Annotated in this window: 14 protein-coding genes; 2 read left to right on the forward strand and 12 right to left on the reverse strand. The window is 68.2% G+C overall.

Annotation, left to right across the window (positions count from 1 at the left end):
• Window positions 1–41: 41 nt before the first annotated feature.
• From CXQ97_RS08375 to CXQ97_RS08390, 4 genes are all read right to left on the reverse strand, one after another.
• Complete coding sequence (locus tag CXQ97_RS08375; RefSeq protein WP_104180415.1) at window positions 42–905, reverse strand: ketose-bisphosphate aldolase; 864 nt, start codon at window positions 903–905, stop codon at window positions 42–44.
• Between the two features lie 65 nt (window positions 906–970).
• On the reverse strand, window positions 971–1,816 hold the full coding sequence (locus CXQ97_RS08380) for a carbohydrate ABC transporter permease (RefSeq protein ID WP_104180416.1): 846 nt from the start codon (window positions 1,814–1,816) through the stop codon (window positions 971–973).
• 1 nt (window position 1,817) lies between these two features.
• Window positions 1,818–2,747 carry a carbohydrate ABC transporter permease gene (locus CXQ97_RS08385; protein ID WP_104180417.1) on the reverse strand — a complete coding sequence of 310 codons (930 nt, stop codon included), beginning with the start codon at window positions 2,745–2,747 and terminating at the stop codon, window positions 1,818–1,820.
• 73 nt (window positions 2,748–2,820) lie between these two features.
• Entirely contained in the window at window positions 2,821–4,095 is a 1,275-nt protein-coding gene (locus tag CXQ97_RS08390) for a sugar ABC transporter substrate-binding protein (protein ID WP_104180418.1), read from the reverse strand.
• Window positions 4,096–4,338: 243 nt separating this feature from the next.
• Between CXQ97_RS08390 and CXQ97_RS08395 the strand changes: the two genes are divergently transcribed.
• Complete coding sequence (locus CXQ97_RS08395) at window positions 4,339–5,160, forward strand: DeoR/GlpR family DNA-binding transcription regulator (protein WP_104180419.1); 822 nt, start codon at window positions 4,339–4,341, stop codon at window positions 5,158–5,160.
• 37 nt (window positions 5,161–5,197) lie between these two features.
• Here CXQ97_RS08395 and CXQ97_RS08400 read toward each other — a convergent pair whose 3' ends face one another.
• The gene (locus CXQ97_RS08400; RefSeq protein WP_104180420.1) at window positions 5,198–6,760 is read right to left on the reverse strand and encodes a chitinase; all 1,563 of its coding nucleotides are present in this window, start codon (window positions 6,758–6,760) and stop codon (window positions 5,198–5,200) included.
• 200 nt (window positions 6,761–6,960) lie between these two features.
• Here CXQ97_RS08400 and CXQ97_RS08405 point away from each other — a divergent pair, with 200 nt between their 5' ends.
• Entirely contained in the window at window positions 6,961–9,408 is a 2,448-nt protein-coding gene (locus tag CXQ97_RS08405) for a glycosyltransferase family 2 protein (protein WP_104180421.1), read from the forward strand.
• A gap of 95 nt (window positions 9,409–9,503) precedes the next feature.
• On the opposite strand, the gene CXQ97_RS08410 is transcribed toward CXQ97_RS08405, so the two are convergent.
• The 7 genes from CXQ97_RS08410 to CXQ97_RS08440 all read right to left on the reverse strand — a co-directional run bounded on the left by CXQ97_RS08410 (window position 9,504) and on the right by CXQ97_RS08440 (window position 19,287).
• Window positions 9,504–11,843, reverse strand: coding sequence for a chromosome segregation ATPase (locus tag CXQ97_RS08410; protein WP_104180422.1), 2,340 nt, complete (start codon window positions 11,841–11,843; stop codon window positions 9,504–9,506).
• A 214-nt stretch (window positions 11,844–12,057) separates the two neighbouring features.
• Window positions 12,058–13,608: an aldehyde dehydrogenase (NADP(+)) gene (locus CXQ97_RS08415; RefSeq protein WP_104180423.1), complete on the reverse strand. Its 1,551-nt coding sequence runs from the start codon at window positions 13,606–13,608 to the stop codon at window positions 12,058–12,060.
• A 43-nt stretch (window positions 13,609–13,651) separates the two neighbouring features.
• The gene (locus CXQ97_RS08420) at window positions 13,652–14,770 is read right to left on the reverse strand and encodes a LacI family DNA-binding transcriptional regulator (protein WP_219815396.1); all 1,119 of its coding nucleotides are present in this window, start codon (window positions 14,768–14,770) and stop codon (window positions 13,652–13,654) included.
• The gene (locus CXQ97_RS08425; RefSeq protein ID WP_258062432.1) at window positions 14,767–16,011 is read right to left on the reverse strand and encodes a fumarylacetoacetate hydrolase family protein; all 1,245 of its coding nucleotides are present in this window, start codon (window positions 16,009–16,011) and stop codon (window positions 14,767–14,769) included. Before CXQ97_RS08425 ends, CXQ97_RS08420 begins: the two co-directional genes overlap by 4 nt.
• A 59-nt stretch (window positions 16,012–16,070) precedes the next feature.
• Window positions 16,071–16,865: an enoyl-CoA hydratase/isomerase family protein gene (locus CXQ97_RS08430; RefSeq protein ID WP_219815397.1), complete on the reverse strand. Its 795-nt coding sequence runs from the start codon at window positions 16,863–16,865 to the stop codon at window positions 16,071–16,073.
• Entirely contained in the window at window positions 16,862–18,019 is a 1,158-nt protein-coding gene (locus CXQ97_RS08435; protein WP_104180424.1) for a hypothetical protein, read from the reverse strand. Before CXQ97_RS08435 ends, CXQ97_RS08430 begins: the two co-directional genes overlap by 4 nt.
• A complete protein-coding gene (locus tag CXQ97_RS08440; RefSeq protein WP_219815398.1) occupies window positions 18,016–19,287 on the reverse strand; it encodes a CaiB/BaiF CoA-transferase family protein in 1,272 nt (423 codons plus the stop codon). The genes CXQ97_RS08435 and CXQ97_RS08440 overlap by 4 nt, the downstream gene beginning before the upstream one ends.
• Window positions 19,288–19,329 lie beyond the last annotated feature (42 nt).

Here is a 19,329-nt window from a genome sequence, read left to right on the forward strand (position 1 = left end):
CCGATTCCCTTCACCTCAGCTGTGTGTGCCCGTCCGTCCGATCAGTACAGCTTGGCCTTGCCATCGGCGCCGAACAGTTCGATCTTCTCGGCCGCGGTCAGCTTCAGCGCCGCGATGGCCTCGGGCTGGATGGCGTTCGGCTCCCGGAGGCGCTCGTCGGTGCCCAGGATCCGGCGCATCGCGTTGTGGTAGGACACCTTGATGTCGCTCGAGATGTTGATCTTGTTGATACCCAGCGTCACCGCACGGGCCAGCTCGCTGTCCGGGTTGGCGGAACCGCCGTGCAGCACCAGGGGGATGCCCACCGCGGCCTTGATCTCCTCGAGGAGGTCGTGGCGGAGTTCGGGGTTCTTCTCCGCCGGATAGAGACCGTGGGAGGTGCCGATCGCGATCGCCAGGCTGTCGACGCCCGTCTCCCTGACGAAGCGGACGGCGTCGTCGGGGTTGGTGTAGATGATCTCGGCGGCACCGGACTCCCCGTAGCTGTCGTTCGCGCCGATGGTGCCGAGTTCACCCTCGACCTGGATGCCCACGGCGTGAGCGGCCTCGACGACCTTGCGGGTGAGCGCCACGTTCTCGTCGAAGGGCAGGAGGGATGCGTCGATCATGACCGAGGTGAAGCCGGCCTGGATCGCGGTGATCATCTGCTCGAAGGTTCCGCCGTGGTCCCAGTGGATCGCCACCGGGACGCTGGAGCGGTGCGCCCGGCTGCGCATCGCCGCGACGAGGTCGGTGCGGATGTGGGAGACCTCGTCGGGGTGGATGGCGATGATGACCGGGGCCTCCTTCTCCTCGCTGATGTCCATGACCCCGTTGAACATGGCCCAGTCGCTGATGTTGAACGCGGGGATGGCGAAGTTGTGTTCGTTGGCGATGTCGAGGATGGACTTACCGGTGTACAGCACTGTGGTTCTCCTTGGGTAGATGACGTGCGGAAAATCGGTGGATGACGGCGGGCAGGGGCCGGCGGTCAGCTCTTGACCGAGCCGGCGGTGAGGCCGCTGATGAAGTAGCGCTGGAGGAGCAGGAAGAGGATGAGCACCGGGATCGACCCGAGGATGCTCATGGCCATGATCTGGTTCCACTCGTAGGAGTGCTGTCCCATGAGCAGCTGGATGCCGATCGGGACCGTGCGCATCTCCGTGGTCCGGGTGAGGGTGAGCGCGAAGAGGTACTCGTTCCAGGCGATCATGAAGGTGTAGATGCCGACCGAGACGATGCCCGGTACGGAGATGGGGATCAGGACCCTCCACAGTGCCGTGAGCGAGCCCGCGCCGTCGACGCGCACCGCCTCGTCGAGTTCCTTGGGCAGGGTGTTCATGTAGCCCGTCATCATGATGATGGCGTAGGGCAGCGTGAACACCATGTAGGTGAGGATCAGGCCCGGGTAGGTGTTGTAGAGCCCGAGCCCGACGACCAGTCCGAAGTACGGGATGAGCAGCGTGATGGGAGGGACCGCCTGCACGCTGACGATGACGACGTTCAGCACCCTCTTGCCGCGGAACTCGAACCGGCTGAACGCATAGGCGGCGTGGATCGCGACGAGCAGCGTCAGGATGGTCACCGCGCCGGCGACGAGGTAGCTGTTGAAGAAGAACCGCAGCGTCTCGGAATTCGTGAGGATCGCCGTGTAGGCGTCGAACGAGAACGAGTCCGTGATCAGCCGGGGTGGGAGCTCGAAGATCTCCGTGTTCGACTTGAACGAGCTCGACAGCATCCAGAGAATCGGGCCGGCGGCGAAGATCGCCCCGAGGACGAGCCCCCCGATCACTCCGGAGCGGGCCAGGCGGGTGCGGCCCTGCGTGGTCAGCGCCATATCAATCCCTCGCTTTCTGGTGTCGCACATAGAGCACGGCCAGCACCATCGACAGCAGCAGCACCAGGACCGCGGCGGTCGCGGCGAGGGAGAAGTCGTAGTTGGCGAAGGCGAGCTTGTAGGTATAGGTGCTGAGCATCTCGGTGACGTCGATGGGCCCGCCGCCGGTGGTCAGCCAGATGAGGGCGAACTGCTGCGAGGTCCAGATGAGATCGAGCAGCAGCAGGCTGACGATGATCGGTCGGAGCTGGGGGATGGTGACGTTCCAGAAACGCTGGACGGGACCTGCGCCGTCGATGCTCGCCGCCTCGTGGAGATCCTGCGGGATGCCCTGCAGCCCCGCGAGCAGGCTGACCATGAAGAAGGGGTAGCCGGCCCAGATGTTGATGAAGGTCACCGTTCCGAGGGCGAGTTGCGGAGAGGCGAGCCACTCGACATCGGTGTCGAGCATGAAGTTCACGATGCCGTTGGGGGAGAGCAGCATGCGCCACAGGACGGCGATGACCGCCGCCGTGAACAGCCAGGGCAGCACGTAGAGGGCCCGGAAGAAGGCCCGCGACGGTGCGCTGATGAGGCGGCTGTTGAGCAGCATCGCGAAGGTGAGCCCCAGCACCAGGTGTGCGGCGACGCTGATGACGGAGAAGTAGAGGGTGTTGCCCGTGGCCTTCCAGAAACCGGGGTCCGTCAGCACGGTGACGTAGTTGGCGATCCCGGTGAACTCCGAGGAGGACTTCAGGATCACGTTGTCCTGGAAGGAGTAACCGATGACCATCACGATCGGCACGATCATGAGGACGAGCAGCAGGAGGAGGGTGGGGGCGAGGAAACCGTAGGACTCGCCGGCGCGGCGAAGCTGCCGGCGCTTCGTGGAGGGCCGGGATCCCTTGACCAGGGTCTCGGGGTCGGGAGCGGTGAACGTGCGGAGGCTCATGAGGGACGACCTTCGTGGGGGATCGGGTACCGCACCTGGGAGCAGCGGTACCCGATCCGGGTGGAGGGAGGGACTAGAACTCGCCTTCCCACTCCGTCTGTGCCTTCTCGAGGGCTTCGGTGAGGGACTGCTGTCCGTCGAGCGCTGCCTGCAGCTGGGCGCCCAGCTGGCGCATCAGTTCCTCGGCCACCGGGAGTCCGACGAACTCGTTCGCCGGGTAGCCCGCCTGGTAGATGTCGAAGGCCTTCTTGAACAGGTCGTCGTCCTCGACGAACGCGGGGACCGATCCGGTGTTGCCGGGGAAGGCGTTGGCCATGGTCGAGAGCTCGGAGTTGGTCTCCTCGCTCATGAGGAACGAGACCAGCTTGGCGGCCGCTTCCTTGTGCTCGGAATTCTCGGCGACGCCGATGCCCCAGGAGGCGTAGGGGATGCCGCGCTCGCCGGAGTAGCCGTCCTCGGCAGGGACGGCCGAGATGGAGAAGTTGAGGTCCGGGTTGGTCTCGCGGATCAGGTTGATGTGGGCGAGGGAGTCGATCATCATGCCGACGCGGCCGTTGGTGAACTCCTCGACCTTGTCCTGCTCCTTCATGGTGAAACTGCCCGGAGCGATCACGCCGTCGTCCCAGAGGCCGCCGATGAAGTCGACGGCGGAGGTGACGTCGTCGTTCGTGAGGTCCGGCTGGCCGTCCTTGAGCATGGAGCCTCCGGAGGCCCAGGCCCACGACATGACGTCGTTCTGGACGCCGTTCGGTGCCTCGAGGGAGAGGGGGAGCACCCAGCCGGAGGCGTCGCCGTCGAGATCGGAGACCTTCTTGGCTGCATCGGCGAACTCGGTGCGGGTCTCCGGGGGTGCGGTGACGCCGGCCTGGGACAGCAGGTCGTCGTTCGTGAACATCGGATAGACGAAGTTCACGACCGGGACCATGTAGGTCTTGTCCTCGACCTGGACCTGGCTCACGAGCTGGCTGTCGTCGAAACCGGCTTCGTCCAGCAACGGAGTCAGGTCGGCGATGACGCCCTGCTCCGCGAAGTCACTGACCCAGGCGCCGTCGAGGCCGACGACGTCCGGCATCGTGCCGGAGGCCGCTCCCGCGAACAGTTGCTCCTTCGTGGAGGCGTAGGGGCCGCTGACCAGCTCGACGGTGACCTCCGGGTTGGCCTCCTCGAACTTGTCGATCATGGCGCGGAACTCGCCGTCGGGGAGTTCGGGCTCCCACCACTGGGCGAACTCGATGGTGACGTTGCCGTCCGCGGACTCGGAGCCGCTGCTCGAGCCGCAGCCGGTGAGAGCGACGACAGAGGCTGCGGCAGTGACAAGGCCGGTGAACAGAACTGCTCGATTGCGCATTCGCCGATGGGTGGGCATCAGGTCTCCTCATTGAGATTGTGCGATATTTCGCTTGATTATGCGTTCTTTTGCGTCTTTCACCTAGATTGTGCGCTTTACCGGCGGGCCCGTCAAGACCCTGGAGCGGTATGACGCCCCTTATAGGCGGTGAGGGAGTACGACCTCGGAGGCCTCGGCGCCAGAATCTGCTGTTTCCTGCACGAATGCTGCGGCTTCTTGGCGGCATGTGTTACAGATGAAGGCATGACTTCGCAAGAACTGCAACGCTCACGGCAGCTCCCGGCGGGAAGGAAGGCCGATCTCGCGGCCTACGTCGACGAGGTAGGGCGCGTGACGGTCGCGGACCTTGCCGCCCATTTCAACGTATCCATCGACACGATCCGTCGTGATCTCGACCAGCTCGATCGCGAGAACGTCCTGGTGCGCACGCACGGCGGTGCCGTCAGCGCGGCCGAGCGGGCGGGTCGCGACCGGGAGATCGACGTGCGCCTCAGCATGCAGACGGTCGAGAAGGAGGCGATCGCCCAGCTCGCCGTCGAGTTGGTCGCGGACGGGTCGGTGCTCATGATCAACGCCGGCACCACCAGCCTCGCGGTGGCGCGGGCGCTTCGGAACCACCGCAACCTGACGATCGCCACCAACAATCTCCGGATCCCGGCGGAGATCTCGCCCACCGTCTTCCGCGACCTCTACATGTTCGGCGGAGCCGTGCGTACCCTCACCCAGGCGACGACCGGTCCCGTCACCCTTGCCATGAGTGCTGCGACGCCGGAAGTGGATATCCGCTGCGACATCGCGCTGGTGGCGGTCGGAGCGGTGGACGCCTCGGGGTATTCGGCTTCGAACCTCGGCGATGCCACGATGATGGCGGAGATGGTCCGGCGTGCCGACCGGACGGCCATCCTCGCCGATTCCACCAAGCTCGGTCGCCGGCTGTTCGCCCAGATCGTGCCGCTGGAGGGGGCCGATTTCCTCGTGACCGACAAGGCTCCCGAACCCGGACTCGCCGCTGCGCTCGACGCAGCGGGCGTGACGGTCCTGCTGCCCGAGGGCGAGGCGGACTGAGCCGCAGTCGCTCGGGAGATCCCGGCCGACGAACGGGTCAGGAGCCCGACGTCTCCTCGACGGCCTTCAGCACCGCCGCGTCGTCGAGCTTCTGCCACGGTGACGCGTCCGAACCCTGCTCGGCCGCCTCCGGGCTGTCGCTCTGGCTCCACCACTTCGCCTCGTACACGCGGCCCTCCACGAGGATCCGGTCGCCGCGCTCGTACACGGCCTTCGCGTCCCACTCGGGGTAGAGCCCGGCCGGCGCCGTGACCGCGGGGACGGGCCGCTCGTTCGGCAGCACAGGGCCCAGGAGCGTCCACGGGGTCTCCTCCGCCTGCAGCACGGGATCGTCCGGCAGGTCGCCCTGCGTCCAGTACTTCGCGGTGTACACGTTGCCGTGCCACACCACGCGGTCGTCCTCGCGGTAGGTGCCGACGTCGGACCAGACGGGGTAGGGGCTCGTCTCGGGATCGTCCTCGACCAGGGCTTCCGGAGCCTCCTCGACCACGGGCTCCCCGGCGAGCGTCGCCGCCCGGCCCTCGAAGCCGGCCCCGAGCAGGGGCGCGAACCGGAGGCCCTCCTGGTCGATGCCGCTGCACGCGTCGGAGACGACCGTGGTGTCGGCGTAGTTCTCGCTGCAGGTGCCGTCACGGTTCAGCGACCACATGGACATGCGGCCCACCCCGCGCTCGGCGGCGAAGGCGTTGAACGCCTTGGCGTCGTCGAGGGTGAAGACCTCGCCCTTGACGTCGTTCTGCCCGATCATCGGCGTCAGCCCGATCTTCCGCCAGACGGCCTGCGGCCCGATCTCGATGCCCGCCCGCTCGTACAGCACCTGCAGCTGGCGGTGCGTGGCGTCGGCGGCGTTCTGCGACGCGGTCAGCATGCTCGTGCCCTCGGGACGGCTGCCGCCGTAGTCCATCGTCATGACGTTCACCCCGGCGAGATCGACACCGGCCTCCAGGAACTGGGCGACGGCGGCGGTGCCCTCGGCGGTCAGCCCGGTCGGAGCGACCGGCAGGGTCAGCCAGACGTTGAGCGGGGTCGCCGTGTCGGCCCGCTCGGACTGCAGGGCGGCGAGGGCCTCCGCGCGGCGCTGCCCGGCCTCGGTGTCCTTCAGGTTCTCGCCCTCGATGTCGAGGTCGACGGTGGAGAGCTTGTACCGGTCGACGACGTCCGCGTACGCGTCCTTCAGGTCGTCGGGATCCGTGCAGGCGGTGGCGAGCTCGTCGTTGAGGAGGCCGCCGAAGGACACGATGACCTCCCCGCCGTCCTGTGCCAGCCGGGCGACGCGACGGTCCAGGTCCAGCCCGGCCTCGGCCTCGTCCAGCCCGTAGAAGGTGCCCCAGGACGGGGTGCACGGCTCGGTCTTCGACGCGACGATGAAGGACAGCACCACGCTGCCGCCGGTCTCCACGGCCGGGTCCTCGAACTCGTACGACGGCGTCGCGGTGACGTCCACGTACCCCGCGAAGAACGCACCCGTGCTCTCGGCGGCCCGCGCGTCCTCCCAGCGGTCGAAGCCGGTCAGGCCGCCGACGGCGAGGCCGCCGACGACGACGGACAGGAGGGAGAGGCGGAGGACAGAGAGTTTCCGGCCGGGAAAGCGAACAGACACATGGACCCCAGATGACAGCCTCGAGGGAGGCGGAAGAGCGCACCCCGGGTGCGCGAGACGCTTGAAGCGTAAAGGAAAATACGGCCGCCGTCATTCTTTTCCCTAACGCCGACGGCGGGCGGGCCGATGGTGGAGAGTGACGCTGCGTGTCGCCGGGGCGACGTCGTGCGTCCACCCGTCCGCCTACTGCCGAGGTAGCCATGTCCAGACCCAGCGATGCCACCGAGTCCGCACCCAGACCACGATCGCGCGCTGATTCCGCGCCGGCCGGGACCGCGGGCGCGACCGCCGTGCCGTCGTCGGGCGTCGCCGCGGCGGCCGTCCTCGAGCAGGCGGCCGCCGCTGCTCCGGGCGCCGCACCGGCCCGACGCCGGCAGTGGGGTGCCGAACGGCGTTCGGAACCGCTGTCGATCGTGCACCCGACGCCGTCGTCGCGGAAGATCGCGCTCGGCAGGATCAGCATCGTGGTCACGATCCTGGCCTGGCTCACGTACATCGTCACGACGATCCTGCGGCAGTTCGCCAACAACCCGAATGCCGGCTTCCGGTTCCAGGTCGAGGCGACGTCGTACCTGATCGTCGTCACGTTCCTGACGTTCTCGGCGCTCATGTACCTGCTGGCGCGGCAGGGTGCGTTGTACCGGTTCCGGGACCACCGGCGCGTGCCGCGCGGCGAGCTGGACCGCCACTTCGCGCACCACGAGGAGGGCATCACCGTCCTGGTGCCGTCCTACGCCGAGGAGCCCGCCGTCGTCCGCGCCACGCTCTGGTCCGCGGCGCTGCAGGAGTTCCCGAACATCCGGGTGGTGCTGCTGCTGGACGACCCGCCCCACCCCAAGGACCCGGTGATCCGCGAGCGGCTCGACGCCACGCGGGCGCTGTCCTTCGAGATCGAGTCCGCCCTCCTCGAACCCTCCACCCGTGCGACCGCCGCACTGGCCGCGTTCGAGGCGGACCTCGCCGCGCGCGACGGCGACACCCCGCCGTCGTGCGACGACCTGCCCCCGCTCATCGCCGCGTACGAGGCCGCCGCCGTCTGGCTCGAGGACATGGCCGACGCCGAGACCGTGGGCGACCACGTGGACGAGTTCTTCGTGGACCTCGTCCTCATGGGCCTCGCCCGCGAGCTCCGCCTGACCATCTACGCGCTCGACGCCGCGCTCGTGCAGGAGCAGTGCCCGGAGCCGGACCGCATCCGTGAGCTGTACATCCGGCTCGTGCGGATCTTCAACACGCGGCTCGAGACGTTCGAGCGGAAGGCCTACGCATCCCTCTCGCACGAGGCGAACAAGGCCATGAACCTCAACGCCTACATCTCCCTGATGGGGCAGCGGTGGCGCAAGGAGCGGGTGGCCACCGGGACGGTGCTGCGCCCCCTCGCCGACGGGGAGGGCGGTGAGGGCGACGACATCCTCGACGTCACCGACTCGACGTACCTGCTCACCCTCGACGCCGACTCCCTGCTGCTGCGCGACTACTGCCTGCGCCTCGTGCACCTGCTCGAATCGCCCGGCAACGAGCGGATCGCCGTCACACAGACCCCGTACTCGTCCTTCCGCGGTGCGCCGACGCGCATCGAGCGGGTGGCCGGCGCAACGACGGACATCCAGCACATCCTGCACCAGGGCATGTCCTACTACGGGGCCACGTTCTGGGTGGGCGCCAACGCCGTCATCCGGAAGCAGGCGGTGGAGGATATCGTCGAGATCGAGAACGTGGGCGGCTTCGAGATCAAGACCTACATCCAGGACCGCACCGTCATCGAGGACACCGAGTCCAGCGTGGACCTCGGCACGCACGGGTGGACGCTCATGAACTACCCCGAGCGCCTCAGCTACAGTGCCACGCCGCCGGACTTCGGGTCCCTCGTGGTCCAGCGCCGGCGCTGGGCGAACGGCGGCCTGCTGATCCTGCCGAAACTGTGGAACCAGCTCCGACGACGCCGCCACCTCCGCGAGCAGGTGCTCGCCCGCGAGGTACTGCTGCGCGTCAACTACATGGCGTCCATCGCGTGGGCGAGCTTCGGCCTGCTGTTCCTCCTCGCGTACCCCTACGACAGCAGGCTCCTCAGTCCCGTCGTGTTCCTCGCGGCCGCACCGTACTTCCTCGCGATGGGCAGCGACCTCCGCGACTGCGGGCATCGCTTCTCGGACATCTTCCGGATCTACGGCTTCAACCTCGTGCTGCTGCCGGTCAACCTCGCCGGCGTGCTGAAGTCCATCCAGCAGGCGTTCACGGGGGAGAAGATCCCGTTCGTCCGGACACCGAAGGTCAAGGACCGCACCGCGGCGCCGGGCCTCTACGTGGTGATCCCGTACCTGATCGTCGCGTTCTCGCTGCTCACGCTCGCCCGCGACGTACTGGAGCAGAACTGGGGCAACGCGGTCTTCGCGGGGCTGAACGCCGTCCTGGCCGCCGGTGCGATCCGCGCGTACATCGGGATCAAGAACTCGCTGGTGGACATGTGGCTCGGCGTCCTGAACTGGCTGTACGTGGCACCGCGGACGAAGAAGGTCGAGGAGTCGAAGGTCGTCCCGAAGTCCGCGGCCGAGGCGGACTGGTCGTCGATCCTCTACCACGGCGACCGCCGCCTGAACCGGGACCTGCGCTCGGGCAACGACCGCCGCCGTCGGGCCGGGGTCCGGTAGCCCCCTCCGAGCGGTCGCAAGCGCCCCGGAACGGGCGCAGGGACGAGGGAGCCCCGGGACCTCCGGTCCCGGGGCTCCCTTCGATGCCCTGAGCGTCAGGCCACGCAGCCACCGAGCAGGATCTGGCCGTCGATGGACTTGATCTGGCCCTGGACGCCGCCGAGCTTGTCCTGGAGGGCGGTCACCGTGGCGCGCTGCGCGGTGATGGCATCCTTGTTCGCCTTCTTCTGTGCCTCGAGCCCGCGGAGCACCGCCTGCGCGTCGGTGACCTGCTTGTCGAGGGTGGTCAGCTGTCCCTGCAGGCTCTTGAGCTGGGTCTCGGCGGCACTGATCTCGCCATTGAGCGCGTTCAGCTGCGTGAGCAGCGGAGCCACCCGGCCCTGGAGCGCGAGCACCTCCGACTCCTTCGAGGCGATCCGGCCGTTCAGCCCGGTCAGCGCCGCGACCAGCCTGTCGATCTCGGCATTCAGCGCGCCGATCTCCCCCTGCTTGTCCGTCAGGGCCTTCGCGGAACTGTCGGCGGCGGCCTGGAGCACGGGCAGGCGGTCCTGCAGCCCGGCGAGATCCGCCGTCCTGGTTGCTACGGCCGCGGCGGCGGAGGCAAGGTCCGCCTCGGCGTCCGTCAGGTCGGTCCGTAGACCGTCGAGTACGTCCTGCTGGGTGCCGATGGCGGCCTCGGCCGCGTCGACCCCTTCGGTGAGGCCCGGCAGTTCTGCTTCGCGATCAGCGACGATCTTCGCCTGTGCCGCCACGGCGTCGCGGGCGTCGGTGGCTGCTGCCGTGAGAGCCGGCAGCTGGCCCTGCAGCAGTGCGGTCTCCTCCTGCTGGGCGGCGACGGCGGCCCTGGCGCCGGCCAGGGCCGTCTGCAGTGCGGGAAGCTGGCCCTGCAGCGTCCTAACCTCTACCTCCCTGGTCACCACGGAGGCGTTCGCTGCCGTCAGCGCTGTCTGCAGGGGTGCGGCTTCCTGCTGCAGGGTGCTGCTCTCGGTCTGCCTCGCCAGCAGCTGCGCGTTGAGCGTGTTCACCTGTCCCTGCAGCGGGCCGAGATCGCCCTGCAGGCCCGCGATTGCCGCGTTCTTGTCCGTGATCTGCTTGTTCACAGCGGTGAGTTGGGCCTCCTTCGCGGCGCGCTGGTCTACCAGGGCCTTCCGGGCGTCGGAGTTGCCGTTACCGTTGAACTCCTTGATCTGCGCCGAGATCGAGGCGATCTCGCCCTCGAGGGTCGTCTTCTGCTTCTGCAGGGCGGACAGCTCGCCCTGGGCGGCGGTGATGGCACCCTGCTTGGCCGTGATCTCGCTGTTCTTGGCCGTGATGTCCTTCTGCAGCTGCGAGATGGCGGCGGTGACGGTAGAGATCCGGGTGGTGTTGGTGGTGACGGCATCAGCGGCCCTGGCGACGTCCGCGCGCAGGGTCCCGAGTTCGCCCTCGGCTACGGTGATGGCGGTCTGCTGCGCCGTGACGGCGTCCGCAGCCCGGGTAGCGGCTGCCTCACGAGTGAGGAGATCGGCCTGGGCCGTGGCGATGGCGGTGTTCTTCGAGGTGACGGCGTCAGCGGCCCTCGTGGCGTCCGTCCGGAGTGTCGTCAGCATCTGGACGGCAGACTCGACCTCGACGCGCTGGGCATCGAGGGCGGCCTGCGCGGTGGTGCCGGCAGCGACGAGCTGCTCGAGGGTGGCCTCGGCGTCGGTCACTGCCTGCTCTGCGGCGCCGACGGCGGTAGCGGCATCCTGCGCCGACGTCGCGAGGGAGGCCAGCTCGCCCTGCGCCCCTGCGATCGCGTCGTTCTGCAGCACCACATCGGCCGCCGTCCGTGCCGCGGCGCCTTCGAGGCCGGCCAGTTCGCCGGTTGCGATACGGAGCGCACCCTGCCGGTCCTCGACCTCGGCAGTGGCGGCGGTTGCCTGCTCCTGCAGCTCGTCGGCTACGGACTGAGCGGCAGCCAGCTCCGCCTGGCGCAGTGCGAGGGCTGCGACGGTGTCCTTCTGCTGTGCCTCCAGGTCCGCCAGCTTCCCGTTCGCCGTCGCGATGGCCTTCTCCGTGCTCGCCTGCTGCTCGGTGAGGGCGGCGATCCCGGCGGTCGTGCTCGCCAGGTCGGCGTCCAGCCGGGTGTTCTGCGCGTCGAGCGCGGCGATCGCAGCGCCGGCGTCCTTGATCTGTGCCTCGAGGGTGGCGGCATCGGCCTGGAGTGCGGATCGCTCGCCCTGCAGCGTGGAGATGACGTCGGCGTTCTTGCGTGCCGCAGCTCTGAGGAGGTTCTCCTGCACGGTTCCTCGGTGCGCTGCCTGGTTCACCACGCCGTTGCACACCCCCGACGTCGGTCCTGCCTGCGCGGACGCCTGCGGAGCGAAGATCAGGGCTCCACCGAGGATTCCCGGGAGGAGGACCGCGCTCGCGAGCCGGCGGGTGAAGACGGAGGTGGTGTTGCTGGTGCGCACGGATGCTCCTGAGGGCAGTGGGGAGGCGTCATCGCCTCCCCAAAGGTAGGGAGGATAGTTCGCCTAGGACACAGTGGTACCTACGTGAGTATCGAAGACGACTACCTGCTTCCGAGCTCGTGGGTACCTGCCAGCTGCCTGTCAGCTGTCTGCCAGGAGCCTGATGGACCGCTGGTAGGCAGCTGGTCGGGGTGTCACGCCCTGAGAACAAGCGTCATCCTTCACTCCTCGGATCGGGAAGCACGAGCAACCCGTCGATCCGCCGGGGAATGGCCTCGTAACCGTCACGCAGTTCGTCCGGCAGGGCGGCCTGGGGAGCGTTCTGCCAGGCCACCGGCCGAAGGAAGCGCCGCACTGCCGTGACGCCTACTGAGGTGTGCTGGGAGTCGGTCGCCGGCCAGGGGCCGCCATGGTGCTGGGCCCACGTCACCCGGACGCCGGTCGGGTAGCCGTTGAAGACGATCCGACCGGCACTCGCCTCCATGACCGGTGAGAGTTCGGCGGTGATGGCGGCTTCGTCGTCCTCCATGTGGAGGGTCGCTGTCAACGATTTCGGGATGCGGCGGAACGCCTCCCGGACTTCCTCGAGTGCGGAGTATCGGGCTACGACGATCAGCGGACCGAAGCACTCCTCGGCAAGCTCCTGGGTCAGCAGCGCGGCCGAGGTCTCCAGTACCGTGGGTGGCACCGTGAATCCCCCGGACGAGGAATCGTCGCTGGCCGTGGCCGACCCGGGGGCGGTGAGGCCGGTCGCGACCTTGGCAGCCCCGCCCTTGACGAGGCGCTCCGAGATCGCGCCGAATGACGCATGAATGCGATCGTTCAGGAGGACCTGTGGACGTGCTGCAGTGGTGAACCCCTTCAGGGATTCCACCATTGCTTCGCCCGACGGGCCCTCGGGGATGAATGCGATACCGGGCTTCGTGCAGAGCTGGCCGGCAGAACCGGTGAATGACGCGAACAAGCCGGCGGCGATGTCCGCCCCGCGCGCGCGTGCTGCGCCCTCCGTGATGACGATCGGGTTGATGCTCGAGAGCTCTCCGAAGAACGGGATGGGGTCCGGCCTCGTGTGGATGGCGCGCTGCAGGGATTCGGCGGCAGCGAGGGAGCCCGTGAAACTGGCGGCCCGGATCGCCGGGTGGGCGACGAGCGCGAGCCCTGCCTCCTGTCCGAACACTGCGTCGAAGGTCCCATCGGGCGCATGGGTGGCCCGTGCGGCCTCCTGCAGCACCTCGAGTGAGAGCTGCGAGGTCAGCACGTGGGATCCGTGCGCCTTGATCACCACCGGGCAACCAGCGGCGATGGCTGATGCCGTATCCCCGCCGAGCACCGAGAACGCGAACGGGAAATTGCTCGAGCCGAACACGGCAACCGGCCCGATCGGGACGAGCATGCGACGCACGTCCGGAGCGGGCCCGAGGGATGTCTCCGCGGCGTGGTCGATCATGGCTTCGACGAGGCTGCCTTCCCGGACCGCGTCGGCGAAGAGCGTGAACTGGAAGGCCGAACGGCTCACCTCACCGTCGAGGCGGGCGGCTCCGAGCCCTGTCTCCGCGTCGGCTGTCGCGACGAGGGTATCGCGTGCGGCCTCCACGGACGCCGCGATAGCGTCCAGGAGTGCCGCCCGGAACTCGCGACTTCGGCGGCGTAGCTCCGCGGCAGCCTTCACTGCGCGCTCGGCCACCGCATCGACCTCGGTGGGAGAGGTGGATGCCAGTGCGGTGATAGCGCTAACACCCGTTCGAGGGTCGGTTGTCGTCAACATGGTGGGTCCTTCTGCTGGTCAGGCGGAGCCGAGGGGCGGCGGGTCAGGCGCTTTCGCGGGGTATCACCGAGAAGCCGAGATCGACCTTCGGGGTGAGTACGGGTTGGTCTGTCATCCGGGCGAGCAGCAGGCGACCAGCGGTGGTGCCGATCTCCCGGTTCGGGACCGCCACGGTCGTGAGGGTCGGGACGAGATGCCGGGCGATCTCGAAATCACCGAACCCGGTGATCGCGATGTCCTGGGGGATGGACATCCCGCGCCGAGCGCATTCGAGCAGGGCACCTGCGGCGAACACGTCGCTCGCGAACATCAGGACGTCGGTCTCCGGGTGAACCCTCAGGGTTTCGTCGAGCAGCTGGCGCCCTGTCTCGAAATCCACGGTTGCGGTGCCCGAGTCGACGACACGCACCTGCTCGCCCGGATACAGCTCGCGCACCGCATCCTCGAAGCTGGCCCGCCGGGCCACGGCGCGGAAGTCGCCGCTCTGGAAGGATCCGGCGAAGGTGGGATGCGCGTACCCTCGCTCGGCAGCGAACTCCACGACGGCCCTGAGGGCGTCGCCGTTCGAGAATCCGACGACGCTGTCGATCGGGTCCTCGGTGAGGTCCCACGCCTCGACGACCGGTACCTGGGCTTCACGGAGCAGGTGGTCCGTGAGCGGCGAGTGGTGGGTTCCGACGATGAAGATGCCATCCGGTCGGCGGCCCAGGAAGGCGCGCACGAGCTCCTCCTCGTGCGCGGGCCGGTAGTCCGTGGAACCGATGAACAGCTGGTAGCCGGCAGGGGCGAGGATCTCGTCGAGCCCGTGGAGCGCGTCTGCGAACACCGAGGCCGAAATGGCCGGAATGATCGCCGCCACTGTCATGCTGCGATTGGAGGCGAGATTGCTCGCCGCGAGATTCGGCACGTAACCCGTCGCCTCGATGGATCGCCGGACGCGTTCCAGGGTGAACCTGGATACCAGGTCGGGTGACCGGATGGATCGTGAGACCGTCTGGGGCGAGACGCCGGCGTGCAACGCGACATCGGTGAGCGTCACGGTGTTGGTCGAACGCCGGGTCTGTCGGGGGCCGGTAGGTCCGGTGCCCGTCACGTCGGGGTGGTCATCCCTGAGCTCGGACCGGGTGGGAGGCGCCGGTGCTGAGGAGCCCGCGTCGGTCACAGCAGGCTCCTGCTTGCGAGATTCCGCATCAGAGAGCCGATGCCGAACTCCCACCGGTCGCACCTCTCGCTCTCCTCGACGTAATTGACAAGAGTACCCAGTTCCCGCGACGAGATCCTAACGACGTCGCCCCGCTTGTGCGTGAAGCCCCGGTCCTTCACGTCGCGGTCGACGATCGGCGCGAACATCGTCCCGAGCATGAGGACCGCTCCGTCGGGATACTGGTGCTGCGGCCCCGTGAGCTGCGCGACGAGTTCGAGCGGGTCGCGGCTGATCTGCGCCATGTCGGAGGTCGCCTCGAGGGTGAAACCGTCCGGACCGTCGATCGTCAGGCTCACCCGCATGGCCCGGACCGCCGCCAGATCGAAGGTGCCATCGAACAACCGGATGAAGGGCCCCAGGGCGCAGGACGCGTTGTTGTCCTTCGCCTTCGGCAGCAGAAGCGCCGACCTCCCCTCGACGTCGCGGAGGTTGACGTCGTTGCCGAGGGTGGTGCCGACGATGCGCCCGGTCGAATCGACGATCAGTGCGACCTCGGGCTCGGGGTTGTTCCAGAGCGACGTGGACAGCACTCCGACCTGTGCTGCCGTTCCAACGGCAGAGAGGGTGGGACCTTTGGTGAAGATCTCCGCATCGGGGCCGATGCCGACTTCCAGGTACTGGCTCCAGAGACCCTCGGCGAGAAGGTAGTTCTTGAGTGCGACCGCGTCGTCGGACCCGGGTCGCACGTCGTGCAGGTCGGTCCCGATCTCGGCCAGGATGCTGTCGCGCATCCGGGCCGCCGCGTCGATGTCGCCGCGCACACGCTCTTCGATCACGCGTTCGATCATCGACACGGCGAAGGTGACACCGGCCGCGCGGAGGGTCTGGAGGTCGACGGGTGCGAGGAACCGAGGCGTCGAGAGGTCCCGGGCCGGAGGCATCGTGTTGGCGTAGATGGCGTTGAAGGAGCCCAGACGTTGTCCCGCGGCGGCCCGGGCGGCGCCCGCAGGCTCCGGGACCTCGCACAGTTCGCTCACCGTCGGGAAGGTGGCGCTGAGATCGAAGACGCCGTCCTCGCGGATGATGACGGGGGAGGGCCCGCCGGCGGCAGGATCCCAGACGCGCCCGATCAGCGTGCCCGCATAGCTGTCGGCCGGAAGTGCCAGGGCGGCTTCGATGTCGTCGGTGTTGTCGGCGCGCCCGCCGGACACAGCGCGGTCCGGCGTCATGGTGCTGTCGATCGTGTCCTCGGTGCTCATCGGTTCTCCCTCGGTCCGTTCTCGAGACGATTGGTGCGGGCGACCCGCCGGTGCGCGTGTCACCGGCGGCGGAAGATTCCCTCGCGTTTCTCGGCGAAGGCTGCCCGGCCCTCTGCTGCGTCGCTCGTGGCGAAGGCGACCGTCTGGAGGTCACGTTCGTAGGCGATCGCCTGGTCCTGCGGCAGGTTGAAGGCCGCGCGAAGATTCGCCTTCGCGGTCTCCGCGGCGATCGGCGGGCGTGAGGCGATGGTCGCGGCGAGTTCGGCGGCGCGGGCGAGCAGTGCATCAGGGGCGACGACCTCCGACACGAGTCCCCACGAGAGCGCGCGATGCGCATCGATCGGATCGCCGGTCATCAGCATCATGGCTGCATTGCCGGCACCGATCGAATGGGCAAGGAAGGTACTCATTCCTCCGCCTCCGATCCAGCCCAGCTTGATCTCGGGGGCCGCGAACGATGCCGTGGCCGAGGCTATCCGGATGTCGCAGGCCATCGCCGTCTCCAGGCCACCCCCGAACGCATAACCGTTGACGGCCGCGATCACCGGCTTCCGCAGGAGGTGGAGTGCATCGCAGTAATCCGCTCGATTGCGGAAATCCCAGGGGGTGGCGTACTTGTCGAGCTGCCGGATGTCCGACCCCGTGCAGAAGGAGCGGTCGCCGGCCCCTGTGAGGACGACCGCGCGGACGTCGTCGCTGTCGTTGGCCCATTCCACGGCCAGCACCAGGGCATCGGACATCCCCTGCGTCACCGAGTTGAGCTTGCCGGGGCGATTGAGGGTGATGGTGGCGACCTGCCCTGCGAGATCGACGACGATCTCCTCCGTGTCGAGCTCAATGGGGGGCAGCATCATGAGACCTTTCCTGTCGTGACGGGGACTGCGGCGGCGTATGCCCTGCGGAGTCGGGTGAATCCTGACTCCGCGGTCTCCTTCCCTGCCACGACGTCCCGCACGATCGCGGAGGCGGCGGACTGGAAGCCGATGTAGCCGGGGAACCGGGGGCGGACCGAGGAGTCCTCGATCGTGGCGAGCGTCGAGCGGTAGAACCCCGCGGACGCGCGGTTGACCTCGCCGTCGGTCCAGGCGCGCCGGCTGGACGGCTGACCGTCGTGCCGGGGGATGAACCGGCGTTGCGCGTCCGGGGACATCAGCCAGTCGATGTGGTCGACGAGCGAGGAGGTGACCTCGGTACGGGTGCTGACGGCGAGGCCGGTGCCTCCGATCGTGGACCCGTGCCGTCCTCCCGGCACGACGGATGGTGCATCCCCGAAGCGGAGGGTCGGCGAGGAGTAGTTCACATAGCCGTACACGAGTGGGCAGTAGGCGATGTCGTCGGTGTCGGTCATGCGCTGGAGCAGGGAGATGGGGTTCTGCCCGGCTGCGTCGGATGGCGCGCGAGAGCCGATGGCCCGCATCCGCGAGAGGGCGCGGATGCCGATCTCCTCCGCCACGAAGGCGTCCGCTGCGACCCCGGCGCCTCCGTCGTGCGGGCCGCCCACCGGGGCGTCGTACGCCGCGCAGATGGAGGAGAAGGTGAGGTAAGCGTGCGGACCGGCCAGTGAGAGGGCGACGGGAACGGTGGTCGAGAGGATCTCGACGTCGTCCCAGAGCACCGGCGGGGCGGTCACGAGCGCGGGCTTGTACACGGAGACCTGGGTGGCCGCGTCGAGTGGGAGGGCCCACTGGACGCCGCCGACGGAGTACGAGTCGAACGACGGCCCCACCGACTGTCCGGACCAGCGCCGGATACGTTCGGCCCCGACGATCTCTTCCATGGGCATCAGCACGTGGTGTTGCAGGGCATCGCCCAGGTGGGGGTGGTCGAGGACGATGAGGTCGTAGTCCGGGGCGAGGTCGTCGATCGGGTGCGACTCGAAGTGTTCGAGGGAGTGCGCGAACCAGGTGAGATCGAGGCCGGTTCCGCGTCTCCGCTCGTCCTCGGCGGCGGCCAGGAGTGCGTTCCTGCCGCGGGGATGGTCCCAGGTGATGCCCCGGTAGGAGTTCACGCGGATTCCCGATCCGGCGCGGCGGTCCCGGACCGTCCCGCACTGATGGGCGCCTCATCGGCGACGACTCCCGACTCCACCAGTGCTGCAGCCCGACCGCTTCCGATGCCGAGTTCCGTGAGGATCTCCAGCGTGTGCTCACCCGCCAGGGGTGCCCCCCGATGGATGCGGGGAGGAGTGGCCGAGAGGCGGTAGGGGAAGCCCGGGGTCTTCACGAGTCCCTCCGTGGGGTGGTCGTACTCGATGAACGTGCCGTTGTGGGCGATCTGCTCATCGTCGATGAGGTCCTGGTAGTCGTAGACAGGACCTGCCCAGATCCCCACGGCGCCCAGGAGTTCGAGCCACTCGGCGCTGGTGCGGGTGACGAGGCGGGCAGCGGTCTTCTCGAAGATCTCGTCGCGAGCGGTCCAGCTGTCGGTCTCCGAGTCCATGCCCAGGAACGAGGGCTCGCCGATGACGTCGCCGAGGACATGGAGGTCGGGCATGGCCAGCGCGATGAAGCCGTCCGCGGTGGAGAAGGTTCCGTACGGCGCGCGGATGTAGACATGCGCGTGGGCCTGTTCCCCCCGGGTCTGGGGGACATTCCCGACGGTGAAGACCGACAACTCCTGCATCTGCAGGGTGGTGATCGCGTCGAGCATGTTGACCGATACGAGCTGACCCTCACCCGTCCGTTCGCGGTGGAACAACGCGGCGAGAACTCCTTCGAACGCCGTCGAGGCCGTGACGGCGTCCACCAGGTACTGGCCCGCCGCTGCCGGGGGTTCGCCGTGGCGACCCGCGGAGAGCATCGCACCGCTCATCGCCTGGAGCAGCAGATCCTGTCCGGGCCGGTTGCGGTAGGGTCCGTCCTCCCCGTAACCGGAGATCGAGACGTAGATGATTCCCGGATTGAGGGCCCTGAGCGTCTCGTAATCGACCCCGAGTCGGGCGGCGACGCCCGGGCGGTAGTTCTGGAGGAACACGTCCGCCGTTCTCACCAGGTCGTGGATGATCCCCCTGCCGTCATCCGACTTGAGGTCGACCGCGATCGACCGCTTGTTCCGGTTGAGCGACAGGAACGACACATTGATGCGGTGACCCGTCGCCCCGCCGGCGGCAGCGTGGCGCTGCCATTCCCCGGCCGTCGGTTCGACCTTGATCACGTCCGCGCCGAGGTCGCCGAGGCGTTGCGCCGCGAAGGGCCCTGCCATGGCGATGGAGCAGTCGAGCACCCGGATGCCGGAGAGCACCTCCGGGGCATCGTTGGCGGTTGGGTCACTCATCATGGGTTCCTCGTGATCGGTTGGCAGGGCCTCCGTCGACCGACG

The sequence above is a fragment of the Arthrobacter sp. B0490 genome (assembly GCF_002929355.1).
Taxonomy (GTDB): domain Bacteria; phylum Actinomycetota; class Actinomycetes; order Actinomycetales; family Micrococcaceae; genus Arthrobacter_D.